Here is a 13,870-nt window from a genome sequence, read left to right as displayed (position 1 = left end):
CGACGAAAAGTGCGCCCCAAAGCCTTGGAAGTGTAGAAAACCTCCTGTCAGGGAATAATCAGGCAATAATCAAAACATTATTGCTATACAGGGACAATCCACATGCACCGCTGGGAAGGGCTGGACGAATTCGTTGCCGTCGCCGAAACCGGTCAGTTCACCGCCGCCGCCGAGCGCCTCGGCGTATCTTCATCCCACGTCAGCCGCCAGGTCGCGCGGCTGGAGGAGCGCCTGCAGACGCGCCTGCTTTACCGCAACACCCGAAAGGTGACGCTGAGCGAAGCCGGCCAGACCTTCCTGCAGCATTGCCGGCGCCTGCAGGACGCTCGCGAGGAAGCCTTGCGGGCGGTGAGCGATCTATCTGCCGAGCCCAAGGGACTGCTGCGCATGACCTGCGCGGTGGCTTACGGCGAGCGGTTCGTGGTGCCACTGGTGAACGGGTTCATGGAGCAGTTTCCACAGTTGCGCGTGGAGATAGAGCTGTCCAATCGCCAACTCGACCTGTTCCACGAAGGCTTCGACCTGGCGATCCGCCTGGGGCGCCTGAGCGACTCCCGGCTCGTGGCAACCCGTCTGGCGCCGAGGGTGATGTACCTCTGTGCAACGCCGGGCTACCTCGCCCACCACGGCGCGCCACACAGTGTGGCAGAGCTCGCGCAACACAATTGCCTGGTGGGCAGCAGCGACCAGTGGAGTTTCCTCGAGGACGGCCGCGAAACCCAGCACCGGGTGCAGGGCAACTGGCGCTGCAACAGCGGCCAGGCGGTGCTGGACGCGGCGTTGCGCGGCTTCGGCCTGTGCCAACTGCCGGATTACTATGTGTTGGAACACCTGCGCAGCGGCCGCCTGGTTTCCTTGCTGGACCATCATCAGCCGCCCAATACCGGGGTCTGGGCGCTTTATCCGCAGCAGCGGCACCTGTCGCCCAAGGTGCGGCAACTGGTGGATCACCTCAAGGAAGGCCTACAGCATCTTCAGCCCGCTCCTTTGCCATGAAGCAAGCGGCTGAAAGTGGCCTTGGCTAGAATGGGCGGTTTCCCACCCTTCGGATCAAGGACGACGAGATGTCAGCCCTTTCTTCCTTCCGCGAGCGCTATCTACTGCGCTTCTGGTCGCCACTGCCAACCCTGGTTGCCCTGGGGGTCATCTCGGCTTACTACTTCGCCATGACCGGCACCTTCTGGGCCGTCACCGGCGAGTTCACCCGCTGGGGCGGCCACATACTGTCCTGGTTCGGCCTGCAGCCGCAGGAATGGAGCTACTTCAAGATCATCGGCCTGCAGGGCACGCCGCTGGATCGCATCGATGGCGTGATGATCATCGGCATGTTCCTCGGCGCGCTGGTCTGTGCGCTCTGGGCCGGTAACGTCAGCCTGCGCTGGCCGACCAGCAAGCGCCGCCTGCTGCAGGGCTTGATAGGCGGCGTGATTGCCGGCTTCGGCGCACGCCTGGCGATGGGCTGCAACCTGGCAGCCTTCTTCACCGGTATCCCGATGTTCTCGGTGCACGCCTGGGCCTTCATGTTCTCCACCGTGATCGGCGCCTGGTTCGGCGTGAAGATCAGCCTGCTGCCCTTCCTGCGCATTCCGTTGAAGGTTGGCGGCAAGGCGGCAGCCCTGCCGAGTGCCGAAGCCCTCGCTCGCCGCGCCAAGCTGCAATGGCGCCTGGGCATGGGCGTACTGGCGCTCGCCGCGCTGTTCGCTGCCTGGCGCTTCGAAGTCTCGCTGGTGCTGGGCATGGCCTGCCTGTTCGGCCTGCTGTTCGGCGGCCTGATCGAGCGCGCGCAGATCTGCTTCACCAGCGCCGCCCGCGACCTCTGGACCACCGGCCGGACCCAGGCCGCACTGGGCATCCTGCTGGGCATGGCCGCTGCCTGCATCGGCACTTTCGCGGCGATCCACAACGGCCTGCCACCGAAGATCTTCTGGATGGGACCGAACGCCGTGATCGGCGGCGTGCTGTTCGGCATCGGCATCGTGCTGGCCGGCGGCTGCGAGACCGGCTGGATGTACCGCTCGATGGAAGGCCAGGTGCATTTCTGGGTGGTCGGCGTCGGCAACGTGATCGGCGGCACCCTGGTCGCGGTGTTCTGGGACCAGCTTGGCACCAGCCTCGCGCTGCCTTATCCCAAGCTCAATCTGCTGCAGGAGTTCGGCCCCGGCGGCGGCCTGCTGATCACTTTCGCCGGCCTCGCGCTGTGCATGCTGCTGGTGCAGCTCAACGCGCAGCGCTTCACTCGTAGACGGAAGACCAACGATGTCCGAAACCAAGACGCCGACGCTGTCGCTTGACCTGCGCGGCGAACACTGCCCGTACAACGCCATAGCCACCCTGGAAACCCTGGAGACGCTCAAGCCGGGCGATCTGCTGGAAGTGGTCACCGACTGCTCGCAGTCGGTCCATGGCATTCCGGAAGACACCCGGCGTCATGGCTATCATTGCCTGGCAGTGGAGCAGCACGGCGCGCTGTTCCGCTTCCTGATCGAAGTACCGCTACTGGGCTGAAGCTGCTCTTGTAAGAGCGGACTCCGTCCGCGACGGGCTTCCGACGCGACTCGAACCTATCGCGGACAGAGCCCGCTCCAAGGGTTCGGCCCAGGGCGCAGTCTGTAGAAGCGAGCTGGCTCGCGAACAAGGTTTCCGGCGACTTCAGTGCTTGTCAGGTTCGCGAGCCAGCTCGCTCCTACAGAGGTCGGATATGCCGCGACCGGTCAAGTGCCGCGCCAGCAATAATCAGTGCTTGGCGAAGCTACGCTGCAGGCGCTGCAGGTCTTCCGGGGTGGTGACCTTGATGTTGTCCACCCGCCCTTCCACCATGCGCGGCGCATAGCCCGCCCACTCCATGGCAGACGCCTCATCGGTGATGGCCGCGTCGGCCACCAGCGCATCGGCGAGCGCGCGGTGCAGGGCGCCGAGACGGAACATCTGCGGGGTGTAGGCCTGCCAGACCACGCTGCGATCGATGGTTTCGACCACGCGGCCATCGGCGCCGACGCGCTTCAAGGTGTCCCGCGCGGGCACGCCGAGCAGGCCGCCTACGGCGTCGAACTCCAGCTCATCCAGCAGGCGGTCCAGGTCGGTACGCGCCAGGTTCGGGCGAGCGGCGTCGTGCACCAGTACCCAGTCGTCCGGCGTGGCGCCCAGTTCGGTCAGACGCAGCAGGCCGTTGAGCACGGAATCGGCGCGCTCGCGGCCGCCATCGGCGCACTGGATCAGCTCATTGGAAGCGCTGGGCAGGGTCGGCCACCAGGGATCGTCGGCGGCCAGGCACACCACGAGTCCCTTCAGGCGGGGATGACCGAGGAAACAGTCGAGGGTGCGCTCGAGAATGCTGCGACCGGCAAGGTCGAGGTATTGCTTGGGGCGGTCGGCGCGCATCCGCGAACCGATGCCGGCGGCCGGGATGATGGCCCAGAAGGCGGGAGTGGTCATTGCGCGAGCTGGTAGAGGGTTTCCTTGTCCTTGACCATGCCGAGTTCGTGACGGGCACGCTCCTCGACGGTCTCGGTGCCTTTCTTGAGCTCGGCGACTTCCGCCTCGAGGATGCGGTTACGTTCGAGCAGGCGCTCGTTCTCGCCCTGCTGGTCGGCGATCTGCTTCTGCAGGTCGCGCACCTGCGCCAGGCTGCCATCGCCAACCCACAGGCGATACTGCAGGCCGGCCAGCGCCAGGATCAGCACGACGAACAGCCAGTAAGGGCTACGTAACCTCAAACCTTCAGCTCCCTATACGCAAAGGGGTGGCTTCTGCCACCCCTTCACCGTACCAGACTCGGATCAGCCGCGGAATTCCGCGCGACCACGGTACGGCGCCTTGGCGCCCAGTTGCTCTTCGATACGCAGCAGCTGGTTGTACTTGGATACGCGGTCGGAGCGGCACAGGGAGCCGGTCTTGATCTGACCAGCGGCGGTGCCGACGGCCAGGTCAGCGATGGTGCTGTCCTCGGTTTCGCCCGAACGGTGCGAGATCACCGCGGTGAAGCCGGCGGCCTTGGCCATCTGGATGGCTTCCAGGGTCTCGGTCAGCGAGCCGATCTGGTTGAACTTGATCAGGATCGAGTTGCCGATCTTCTCGTCGATGCCGCGCTTGAGGATCTTGGTGTTGGTCACGAACAGGTCGTCGCCGACCAGTTGCACCTTCTCGCCGATCTTGTCGGTCAGGACTTTCCAGCCAGCCCAGTCGGACTCGTCCATGCCGTCTTCGATGGAGATGATCGGGTAGCGCTGGGTCAGGCCCGCCAGGTAGTCGGCGAAACCTTCGGCGCTGAATACCTTGCCTTCGCCTTCGAGGTCGTACTGGCCGTCCTTGAAGAACTCGGAGGAGGCACAGTCCAGGGCCAGGGTCACGTCATCGCCCAGCTTGTAGCCGGCGTTGGCGACGGCTTCGGCGATGGCGGCCAGGGCGTCTTCGTTGGAAGCCAGGTTCGGCGCGAAGCCACCTTCGTCACCCACGGCGGTGTTCAGGCCACGGGCTTTCAGCACGGCTTTGAGGTGGTGGAAGATCTCGGCGCCCATGCGCAGGGCATCGGCGAAGTTCTTGGCGCCAACCGGCTGGACCATGAACTCCTGGATGTCGACGTTGTTGTCGGCGTGCTCGCCGCCGTTGATGATGTTCATCATCGGAACCGGCATGGAGTACTGGCCCGGGGTGCCGTTCAGGTCGGCGATGTGCGCGTACAGCGGCACACCCTTGGCCTGGGCAGCGGCCTTGGCGGCGGCCAGGGACACGGCGAGGATGGCGTTGGCGCCCAGCTTGCCTTTGTTCTCGGTGCCGTCGAGGTCGATCATCGCGTGATCCAGACCTTTCTGGTCAGCCGCGTCCTTGCCCAGCAGCAGGTCGCGGATCGGGCCATTGATGTTGGCCACGGCTTTCAGCACGCCCTTGCCCAGGTAACGGCTCTTGTCGCCATCGCGCAGTTCGAGCGCCTCGCGGGAACCGGTGGATGCACCGGACGGGGCGCAAGCGCTGCCGACGATGCCGTTGTCCAGGATCACGTCCGCTTCAACGGTCGGGTTGCCGCGGGAGTCCAGGACCTCACGGCCCTTGATGTCGACGATCTTTGCCATTCTTGATAACACTCCGAAGATAGAGATAAACGGGGCGGCTGGTGAGACATCAGAATCGGCTCAATGGCCTGCCGTGCTCAGCGCGGCAGGCATCGAGCCGATTCTCAGGCAGTCTCGATAATGGGGAAACTCTTGACCAGGTCGTCCAGCTGCTTGAGCTGGGACAGGAAAGGCTCGAGCTTGTTCAGGCGCAGGGCGCACGGACCGTCGCACTTGGCGTTCTCGGGGTCCGGATGGGCCTCCAGGAACAGGCCGGCGAGGCCCTGGCTCATGCCGGCCTTGGCCAGGTCGGTGACCTGGGCACGGCGGCCGCCGGCGGAATCGGCGCGGCCACCCGGCATCTGCAGGGCGTGGGTCACGTCGAAGAACACCGGGTACTCGAACTGCTTCATGATGCCGAAGCCGAGCATGTCCACCACCAGGTTGTTGTACCCGAAGGAGGAGCCACGCTCGCAGAGGATCAACTGGTCGTTACCCGCTTCCTCGCACTTGCGCAGGATGTGTTTCATCTCCTGCGGCGCGAGGAACTGGGCTTTCTTGATGTTGATCACCGCATTGGTCTTGGCCATGGCCACGACCAGGTCGGTCTGCCGGGACAGGAAGGCCGGCAGCTGGATGATGTCGCAGACCTCGGCCACTGGAGCGGCCTGGTAGGGCTCGTGCACGTCGGTGATGACCGGCACCTTGAAGGTCTTCTTGATCTCTTCGAAGATCTTCAGCCCTTCTTCCATGCCCGGACCACGGAACGAGGTGATCGAGGAACGGTTGGCCTTGTCGAAGCTGGCCTTGAACACGTAGGGGATGCCGAGTTTCTCGGTCACCTTCACGTACTCTTCGCAGACCTGCATCGCCAGGTCGCGCGACTCCAGCACGTTCATGCCGCCAAACAGCACGAACGGCAGGTCGTTGCCGATCTGGATATCACCGACGCGGATGATCTTCTGGGTCATGTTCAGGCTTTCCCGGCTTGTTTCAGGGCGGCATTGACGAAGCCGCTGAACAGCGGGTGGCCATCACGCGGGGTGGAGGTGAATTCCGGGTGGAACTGGCAGGCGACGAACCACGGATGATCCGGAGCCTCGACCACTTCGACCAGCGCGCCGTCGCCTGAGCGGCCGGAGATCTTCAGGCCGGCAGCTTCCAGTTGCGGACGCAGGTTGTTGTTCACTTCGTAGCGGTGACGGTGACGCTCGACGATCACTTCCTTGCCGTAGCAATCGTGCACCAGGGTGCCGGCGGACAGCAGGCACTCCTGGGCGCCCAGGCGCATGGTGCCGCCCAGGTCGGAAGCCTCGGTGCGCACTTCGGTGGCGCCGGTAGCGTCCTGCCATTCGGTGATCAGGCCGACGACCGGGTGGCCGCTGGACTTGTCGAACTCGGTGGAGTTGGCATCGGTCCAGCCCAGCACGTTGCGGGCGTACTCGATGACAGCCACCTGCATGCCCAGGCAGATGCCCAGGTACGGGACCTTGTTCTCACGGGCGTACTGCACGGCGGTGATCTTGCCTTCCACGCCGCGCAGGCCGAAGCCGCCCGGAACCAGGATGGCGTCGGCGCCTTCGAGCAGGCTGGTGCCCTGCTGCTCGATGTCCTCGGAGTCGATGTAGCGCAGGTTGACCTTGGTGCGGCTCTGGATGCCGGCGTGGGTCATGGCTTCGATCAGCGACTTGTAGGCGTCGAGCAGTTCCATGTACTTGCCGACCATGGCGATGGTGACTTCACGCTCGGGGTTGAGCTTGGCGTCGACCACGCGGTCCCACTCGGACAGGTCGGCCGGGCCGCACTCGAGGCCGAAGCGCTCGACGACCAGGTCGTCCACGCCCTGGGCGTGCAGTACCGACGGAATGCGGTAGATGGTGTCGACGTCTTCCAGCGAGATGACCGCGCGCTCTTCCACGTTGGTGAACAGGGCGATCTTGCGGCGGGAGGACACGTCCACCGGGTGGTCGGAGCGGCAGATCAGGATGTCCGGCTGCAGGCCGATGGAACGCAGTTCCTTGACCGAGTGCTGAGTCGGCTTGGTCTTGGTCTCGCCGGCGGTGGCGATGTACGGGACCAGCGTCAGGTGCATCAGCATGGCGCGGCGCGAACCGATCTCCACGCGCAACTGGCGGATGGCCTCGAGGAAAGGTTGCGATTCGATATCACCCACGGTACCGCCGACTTCAACCAGGGCCACATCGGCATCGCCGGCGCCCTTGATGATGCGACGCTTGATCTCGTCGGTGATGTGCGGGATCACCTGCACGGTGGCGCCCAGATAGTCACCGCGGCGCTCCTTGCGCAGCACGTCCATGTAGACGCGGCCGGTGGTGAAGTTGTTGTTCTGGGTCATCGTGGTACGAACGAAACGCTCGTAGTGGCCCAGATCGAGGTCAGTCTCAGCGCCGTCGTGGGTGACGAACACCTCACCGTGCTGGAACGGGCTCATGGTGCCCGGGTCGACGTTGATGTAGGGGTCCAGCTTGAGCATCGTGATCTTCAGGCCACGCGCTTCCAGAATGGCAGCCAAGGAAGCCGAGGCGATGCCTTTCCCCAATGAAGAAACAACACCACCCGTGACGAAGATGTAGCGCGTCATGAAAAGCCCTGAATGTCAGCGTTTAGGCGGCTCGGCCGCCGGGGAAGCGAAGGTGTCGGGTACAAGACCCGGCTCACGACTTCGTCGTGAAAATAGCGAACTCCCACTGATTCGAAGGCGAATCAACAGGAGCGGTACAAGACGGGAGCGTAGTCTACCGGAAAGCCGCTATCAGCTCAAACCCGAGTCATTCGTCGGAGGTGTCCAGCGCAGGGTCCAGCCCTGCCCAGCCTCCACCCGCAAGCCCGGCAGCAGCGCTACACCGAGCAGTTCGTCGGCTCGCCAGAGCAGCGGCAGACGGCCGCGCAGGAAAGCCGGCACCGCTGCTTCGTTGAGCAGGCGCTTGAGGTCACGACTGCCGCGACCGACCAGCGCCATCACTTCTCCGCCCTGCCGGTAGCGAACCTCCAGCGGCCCTTTAGGCGCTTCGCCGTCAAACCGCAACTCACCATTGCCCGGCAGCGAAAGTACCTGCGAAGGGTCGCGCCAGCTCTGATTGGCCGGTACGAAACCCAGCCAGGGATTGGCCAGCCACCAGAGCCGACCGTGGGCACGGCGCAGCTCGCCATCGGCAAGGCGCCAGATCGGCTCGGCGTCTTCGCGAGCATCGCGCAGGTCCCGCCAACCGACCCAGTGGGCACTGTCCGGCAAGCGCGCCAGGGGCGCGAGCCAGTGGCGCAGGGCATTGCGCTGGCGTGGCTCGCTCAGCTGCGCCAGTGCGGCGACGGCCAGTGAGGGCAATTGCATACCGATGTATTCGTCTCGGGCTCCGGCCGACACCAGGTCGTTCTGCGCCAGTTCGGCGAGCAGCCCATCGGCCTCCGCCAGGTGCTCGGCACTGCGGGCGATGGTCTCCACCGCCGACGGCCAGCGCTGGACGATGCCCGGCACAACGTGGTTGCGCAGATAGTTGCGGTCGAAGTCGTCGCAAGCATTGGACGGATCGTCGACCCAACCCAGCCCATGGCGACGGGCGTACCTCTCCAGCTCCGCGCGACTGATGCCCAGCAACGGACGCAACAGCATCCCAGCCCCCAACGGTCGACAAGCGGCCATTCCGGACAAGCCGCGCACTCCGGCACCACGGAAAAGCCGGAAAAGAACGGTTTCGGCCTGGTCGTCACGGTGCTGCCCGGTCAGCAGGCATTCCCCCTCCCCCAGCGCCGCGGTGAAAGCCGCATAACGCGCCTCCCGCGCCGCGCGCTCTAGGCTTGCACCACCATCGACTTGCACGCGCGTCACCCGCAAGGGCACACCGATACCATCGCAGAACCGCTGACAATGTTCCGGCCAAGCGTCAGCGACGGCCTGCAGGCCGTGGTGAACGTGAATGGCGGAGAGAGGAGGCACGGGTTGCCGGCGGGCCAGCCCGGCCAGGAGATGCAGCAGGACGGTGGAATCCAGCCCGCCGGAAAAGGCAACGTGCCAAGCCGGCGCAGCACACCAGGGAGCGAGGAGACTCAGCAGTCGGGATTCGAATTCAGCAGACATGGCGCAGGTCGGCAGGGTCGGGGACGAGGCAAGGATACCTCGTCACCCGCACTGCGCCGAATGCGTTGATCAGGCGACGCCGTAGCTCATCAGGCGCTCGTAGCGGCGCGCAAGGAGCTCTTCGGTACTTAGTTGGCCCAGGGTGTCGAGCTGGCCGAGCAGGGAATTGCGGATGGTCTCGGCCATGGCGGCCGGGTCGCGGTGGGCGCTGCCCAGCGGCTCCGGGATAACGTTGTCGACGATACCCAGATCCTTCAGGCGGTTGGCGGTGATGCCCATGGCCTCGGCCGCTTCCGGTGCTTTCTCGGCGGTACGCCAGAGAATCGAGGCGCAACCTTCGGGCGAGATCACCGCATAGGTGGAGTACTGCAGCATGTTCAGCTGGTCGCACACGCCGATGGCCAGCGCACCGCCCGAACCACCTTCGCCAATCACGGTAGCAATGATCGGGGTCTTCAGGCGCGCCATGACACGCAGGTTCCAGGCGATGGCCTCGCTCTGGCCACGCTCTTCGGCGTCGATGCCCGGGTAGGCGCCGGGGGTGTCGATGAAGGTCAGGATCGGCATCTTGAAGCGTTCGGCCATTTCCATCAGGCGGCAGGCCTTGCGGTAGCCTTCCGGGCGCGGCATGCCGAAGTTGCGACGGACCTTCTCGCGAACTTCGCGGCCCTTCTGGTGACCGATGATCATCACCGGCTGGTCTTCCAGGCGAGCAACGCCGCCGACGATGGCGGCGTCATCGGCGAAGTGACGATCACCGTGCAGCTCTTCGAACTCGGTGAAGATGTGCTCGATGTAGTCGAGGGTGTAGGGACGACGCGGATGGCGAGCGAGCTGGGCGATCTGCCAGCTGGACAGGTTGCCGAAGATGTTCTCGGTCAGCGCCTTGCTCTTTTCCTGAAGACGGGAGATTTCGTCGGTGATGTTCAGGGCGTTGTCGTTACCGACCAACCGCAGCTCTTCGATCTTGGCGTGCAGGTCGGCAATGGGCTGTTCGAAATCGAGAAAATTCGGGTTCATGGGCTATCCGTCGTTCTGTTGGCGGCTGGGCCTGGTCCGTAGGCGCCCTACCTTACGGTATCGGGCGCCGAGGGTCGAGACTGGCGAGCGGGCGGCGTTTGGCCACCGCCACGCTAGCGGTAGTTCAGGAAGACGTTGTCGCGGCCGAACTGGTCACGCAGCGCTTGAATCAGGTTGTCTGCCGGGTCGATCCGCCACTGCTCGCCGAACTGCAGCAGCGCGCGTGCCGACTCGCCACTGTAGTCGACGGTCACCGGGCAACTGCCCCGGTGGCGGGTGCACAGATCGGCCAGCCAGCGCAGGCGGTCGCCCTTGAGCGCATCGGCATGCACGCGCACCCGAAGGCTCTCGGCCAGCGACGTGCGGGCCTCTTCCAGGCCCATGACGCGCTTGGCGCGCAGGCGCAGGCCGCCGGAGAAATCGTCCTGGCTGACTTCGCCCTCGATCACCACCAGCGCATCGGTCTGCAGCAGCGCCTGGTTGGCGGCGAAGGCTTCGGCGAACAACGAGGCTTCGATACGGCCGGAGCGGTCGTCCAGGGTCACGAAGCCCATCTTGTCGCCGCGCTTGTTCTTCATCACCCGCAGGTTGACGATCAGGCCGGCGACAGTCTGAGTGTCACGCGCGGGCTTGAGCTCGACGATGCGCTGGCGGGCAAAACGTCGCACCTCGCCTTCGTACTCGTCGATGGGATGGCCGGTCAGGTACAGGCCGAGGGTGTCCTTCTCGCCTTTCAGGCGCTCCTTGAGGTTGAGCTCCTTGACCTTGCGATGGTTGGCGTAAACGTCCGCCTCGGGCTCGGCGAAGACGCCGCCGAACAGGTCCATGTGGCCGCTGTCATGGCTGCGCGAGGTCTGCTCGGCGGCCTTGACGGCTTCTTCCATGGAGGCCAGCAGCACGGCGCGGTTGATGTCGACGTGGGCGTGGTAGGCCTTCTGCTCCTCAAAGAAGTGCGGGCCGAGACGGTCCAGCGCACCGGCGCGGATCAGCGCTTCCAGGGTCCGCTTGTTGACGCGTTTGAGATCGATGCGATCGCAGAAGTCGAACAGGTTCTTGAACGGGCCGCCTTCGTTGCGGCACTCGGTGATGGCTTCCACCGGGCCTTCACCGACGCCCTTGATCGCGCCCAGGCCGTAGACGATCTGGTCGTCCTCATCCACGGTGAAGCGGAACTCCGAGTTGTTCACGTCCGGCGCGAGAATGCGCAGCTTCATGTGGCGGCACTCTTCGATGAGCGTCACCACCTTGTCGGTGTTCTGCATATCCGCGGTCAGTACCGCAGCCATGAACGGGGCTTTCCAGTGGGTCTTCAGCCAGGCGGTCTGGTACGACACCAGGCCGTAGGCGGCCGAGTGGGACTTGTTGAAGCCGTAGCCGGCGAACTTTTCCACCAGATCGAAGATGTTGCCCGCGAGGTTGGCGTCGATGCCGTTGCCGGCACAACCTTCGATGAAGCCGCCGCGCTGCTTGGCCATTTCCTCGGGCTTCTTCTTGCCCATGGCGCGGCGCAGCATGTCCGCACCACCGAGGCTGTAGCCCGCCATCACCTGGGCGATCTGCATCACCTGTTCCTGGTACAGGATGATGCCGTAGGTCGGCTTGAGCACCGGTTCCAGGCCAGCGTACTGGTAATCCGGGTGTGGGTAGGAAATCTCTTCGCGACCATGCTTACGGTTGATGAAGTCGTCCACCATGCCCGACTGCAGCGGACCGGGACGGAACAGCGCCACCAGTGCGATGAGGTCTTCCAGACAGTCCGGCTTGAGCTTCTTGATCAGCTCCTTCATGCCACGCGATTCAAGCTGGAAGACCGCGGTGGTTTCAGCCTTCTGCAACAGGTCGTAGGTCTTCTTGTCGTCCAGCGGAATGCGGTCGATGTCGACCAGATTCGGGTCGCCGTTCTTCTTCTGGATGCGATGGATGATCTCCATCGCCCATTTGATGATGGTCAGGGTGCGCAGGCCGAGGAAGTCGAACTTCACCAGGCCGGCAGCTTCCACATCGTCCTTGTCGAACTGGGTCACCAGGCCGGCGCCCTCCTCGTCACAGGCGATGGGAGCGAAGTCGGTCAGCTTGGTCGGCGCGATCACCACGCCACCGGCGTGCTTGCCGGTACCACGGGTGACACCTTCCAGCTTGAGCGCCATGTCCCAGATTTCCTGGGCTTCCTCGTCGGACTTGAGGAAGTCGCGGAGCATTTCCTCCTGTTCGAAGGCCTTCTCCAGCGTCATGCCCACTTCGAAGGGAATCATCTTCGACAGCTTATCGGCCAGGCCGTAGGATTTTCCCTGCACCCGCGCCACGTCACGCACCACCGCCTTCGCGGCCATGGAGCCGAAGGTAATGATCTGGCTGACCGCATTGCGGCCGTAGGCGCCGGCCACGTAGTCGATCACCCGGTCGCGGCCTTCCATGCAGAAGTCGACATCGAAGTCGGGCATGGAAATACGTTCGGGGTTCAAGAAACGCTCGAACAGCAGGTCGTAGGCCAGCGGATCGAGGTCGGTGATCTTCAGCACGTAGGCGACCAGCGAACCGGCCCCCGAACCCCGGCCGGGGCCGACAGGCACGCCGTTGTTCTTGGCCCACTTGATGAAGTCCATCACGATCAGGAAGTAGCCGGGGAACCCCATCTGGATAATGGTGCCCAACTCGAACTCCAGACGGTCAACGTAGATCTGCCGCTTCTCTTCGTAGTTCGGCGTGGTTTCCTTCGGCCACAGCACCGCCAGGCGCTCCTCCAGGCCCTCGTAGGAGACATGGCGCAGATATTGGTTGATATCCATGTCGTCGTAGGGGATCGGGAAGTTGGGCAGGAAGTACTTGCCCAGTTGCACCTCGATATTGCAGCGCTTGGCGATCTCGACGGAGTTTTCCAGCGCTTCGGGGATATCGCTGAACAGCTCGGCCATTTCTGCCGGACTCTTCAGATACTGCTGGTCAGAGTAGTGACGCGAGCGGCGCGGATCGTCCAGCGCACGGCCTTCACCGATGCACACGCGGGTCTCATGGGCCTCGAAGTCTTCCTGCTTGATGAAGCGCACGTCGTTGGTCGCCACCAGTGGCGCGCCGCTGCGCTCAGCCAGGGCCACGGCGGCATGCACGTGTTCTTCGTCGTTGACGCGGTTGGTGCGCTGGATGTCGAGGTAAAAGCGCTCCGGGAACACTTCCAGCCACTCGGCAAGCAGCGAGTCGGCCAGGGCATCGTCGCCTTCCAGCAGGGCCAAGCCGATCTCGCCTTCCTTGGAGCCGGACAGCGCGATCAGGCCCTCGGCGGCCTCCTTTACCCACTGGCGCTCGATGATGATCTCGCCGTTGCGCTGGCCTTCCTGCCAGCCGCGAGAAATCAGCTCGGTGAGGTTGCGATAGCCCTTGGCGTTCATCGCCAGCAGGGTCAGGCGGGTCAGCGGGCCGTCCTCGTCGCGGTTGGCCAGCCAGATGTCGGCGCCGCAAATCGGCTTGATGCCGCCGCCCATGGCCGTCTTGTAGAACTTTACCAGCGAGCACATGTTGCTCAGGTCGGTCACCGCCACCGCCGGCATACCCGCCCCGCCAACCGCCTTGATCAGCGGCTTGACCCGCACCAGGCCGTCGACCAGGGAGAATTCGGTGTGCAGACGCAGGTGAACGAAGGTGGCGGTCATGGTGGTCCTTGGCAAACGCGAAAAACGGCAAGCCCCGGATTGTACCGGGGCTGTCCGCAAAGCTACAG

General features: G+C 64.3%; 11 protein-coding genes. 3 read left to right on the top strand and 8 right to left on the bottom strand.

Features of this window, described 5'->3' with window-relative positions; all coding sequences use genetic code 11:
• Positions 1 to 102: 102 nt before the first annotated feature.
• From GJV37_RS24545 to yedF, 3 genes are all read left to right on the top strand, one after another.
• Positions 103 to 996, top strand: a complete 894-nt coding sequence (locus GJV37_RS24545; protein WP_065084297.1) for a LysR substrate-binding domain-containing protein — start codon at positions 103 to 105, stop codon at positions 994 to 996.
• Between the two features lie 68 nt (positions 997 to 1,064).
• Entirely contained in the window at positions 1,065 to 2,291 is a 1,227-nt protein-coding gene (yedE, locus tag GJV37_RS24540) for a selenium metabolism membrane protein YedE/FdhT (protein ID WP_065084296.1), read from the top strand.
• Entirely contained in the window at positions 2,257 to 2,505 is a 249-nt protein-coding gene (yedF, locus tag GJV37_RS24535; RefSeq protein ID WP_024766066.1) for a sulfurtransferase-like selenium metabolism protein YedF, read from the top strand. Before yedE ends, yedF begins: the two co-directional genes overlap by 35 nt.
• A gap of 228 nt (positions 2,506 to 2,733) precedes the next feature.
• Here yedF and ispD read toward each other — a convergent pair whose 3' ends face one another.
• The 8 genes from ispD to dnaE all read right to left on the bottom strand — a co-directional run bounded on the left by ispD (position 2,734) and on the right by dnaE (position 13,802).
• Entirely contained in the window at positions 2,734 to 3,432 is a 699-nt protein-coding gene (gene ispD / locus GJV37_RS24530) for a 2-C-methyl-D-erythritol 4-phosphate cytidylyltransferase (protein ID WP_037009531.1), read from the bottom strand.
• Positions 3,429 to 3,713, bottom strand: a complete 285-nt coding sequence (gene ftsB / locus GJV37_RS24525) for a cell division protein FtsB (RefSeq protein WP_017521200.1) — start codon at positions 3,711 to 3,713, stop codon at positions 3,429 to 3,431. The genes ispD and ftsB overlap by 4 nt, the downstream gene beginning before the upstream one ends.
• A gap of 63 nt (positions 3,714 to 3,776) precedes the next feature.
• On the bottom strand, positions 3,777 to 5,066 hold the full coding sequence (eno, locus tag GJV37_RS24520; protein ID WP_015476278.1) for a phosphopyruvate hydratase: 1,290 nt from the start codon (positions 5,064 to 5,066) through the stop codon (positions 3,777 to 3,779).
• 104 nt (positions 5,067 to 5,170) lie between these two features.
• Positions 5,171 to 6,016: a 3-deoxy-8-phosphooctulonate synthase gene (gene kdsA / locus GJV37_RS24515; protein ID WP_024766068.1), complete on the bottom strand. Its 846-nt coding sequence runs from the start codon at positions 6,014 to 6,016 to the stop codon at positions 5,171 to 5,173.
• Between the two features lie 2 nt (positions 6,017 to 6,018).
• Positions 6,019 to 7,647 carry a CTP synthase gene (locus tag GJV37_RS24510; protein ID WP_024766069.1) on the bottom strand — a complete coding sequence of 543 codons (1,629 nt, stop codon included), beginning with the start codon at positions 7,645 to 7,647 and terminating at the stop codon, positions 6,019 to 6,021.
• Positions 7,648 to 7,818: 171 nt separating this feature from the next.
• A complete protein-coding gene (gene tilS, locus GJV37_RS24505; RefSeq protein ID WP_084358877.1) occupies positions 7,819 to 9,138 on the bottom strand; it encodes a tRNA lysidine(34) synthetase TilS in 1,320 nt (439 codons plus the stop codon).
• A gap of 69 nt (positions 9,139 to 9,207) precedes the next feature.
• Positions 9,208 to 10,158 (bottom strand): acetyl-CoA carboxylase carboxyl transferase subunit alpha, encoded by a 951-nt coding sequence (accA, locus tag GJV37_RS24500; protein ID WP_065084293.1) that lies wholly within the window; start codon positions 10,156 to 10,158, stop codon positions 9,208 to 9,210.
• Positions 10,159 to 10,271: 113 nt separating this feature from the next.
• Complete coding sequence (dnaE, locus tag GJV37_RS24495) at positions 10,272 to 13,802, bottom strand: DNA polymerase III subunit alpha (RefSeq protein WP_024766072.1); 3,531 nt, start codon at positions 13,800 to 13,802, stop codon at positions 10,272 to 10,274.
• Positions 13,803 to 13,870: the final 68 nt, after the last annotated feature.

The organism is Pseudomonas nitroreducens, from assembly GCF_010994165.1.
Classification (GTDB): domain Bacteria; phylum Pseudomonadota; class Gammaproteobacteria; order Pseudomonadales; family Pseudomonadaceae; genus Pseudomonas; species Pseudomonas nitroreducens.
Note: the sequence above shows the minus strand (reverse complement) of the source record. Positions and strands in the feature narration are given on the sequence as shown.

What these genes read in the sequence shown, in the direction of transcription:
- kdsA (WP_024766068.1), bottom strand. Translation starts at nt 6,016, where the DNA reads ATGACCCAGAAGATCATCCGCGTCGGTGATATCCAGATCGGCAACGAC.
- yedE (WP_065084296.1), top strand. Translation starts at nt 1,065, where the DNA reads ATGTCAGCCCTTTCTTCCTTCCGCGAGCGCTATCTACTGCGCTTCTGG.
- accA (WP_065084293.1), bottom strand. Translation starts at nt 10,158, where the DNA reads ATGAACCCGAATTTTCTCGATTTCGAACAGCCCATTGCCGACCTGCAC.
- dnaE (WP_024766072.1), bottom strand. Translation starts at nt 13,802, where the DNA reads ATGACCGCCACCTTCGTTCACCTGCGTCTGCACACCGAATTCTCCCTG.
- tilS (WP_084358877.1), bottom strand. Translation starts at nt 9,138, where the DNA reads ATGTCTGCTGAATTCGAATCCCGACTGCTGAGTCTCCTCGCTCCCTGG.
- eno (WP_015476278.1), bottom strand. Translation starts at nt 5,066, where the DNA reads ATGGCAAAGATCGTCGACATCAAGGGCCGTGAGGTCCTGGACTCCCGC.
- GJV37_RS24510 (WP_024766069.1), bottom strand. Translation starts at nt 7,647, where the DNA reads ATGACGCGCTACATCTTCGTCACGGGTGGTGTTGTTTCTTCATTGGGG.
- yedF (WP_024766066.1), top strand. Translation starts at nt 2,257, where the DNA reads ATGTCCGAAACCAAGACGCCGACGCTGTCGCTTGACCTGCGCGGCGAA.
- ispD (WP_037009531.1), bottom strand. Translation starts at nt 3,432, where the DNA reads ATGACCACTCCCGCCTTCTGGGCCATCATCCCGGCCGCCGGCATCGGT.
- GJV37_RS24545 (WP_065084297.1), top strand. Translation starts at nt 103, where the DNA reads ATGCACCGCTGGGAAGGGCTGGACGAATTCGTTGCCGTCGCCGAAACC.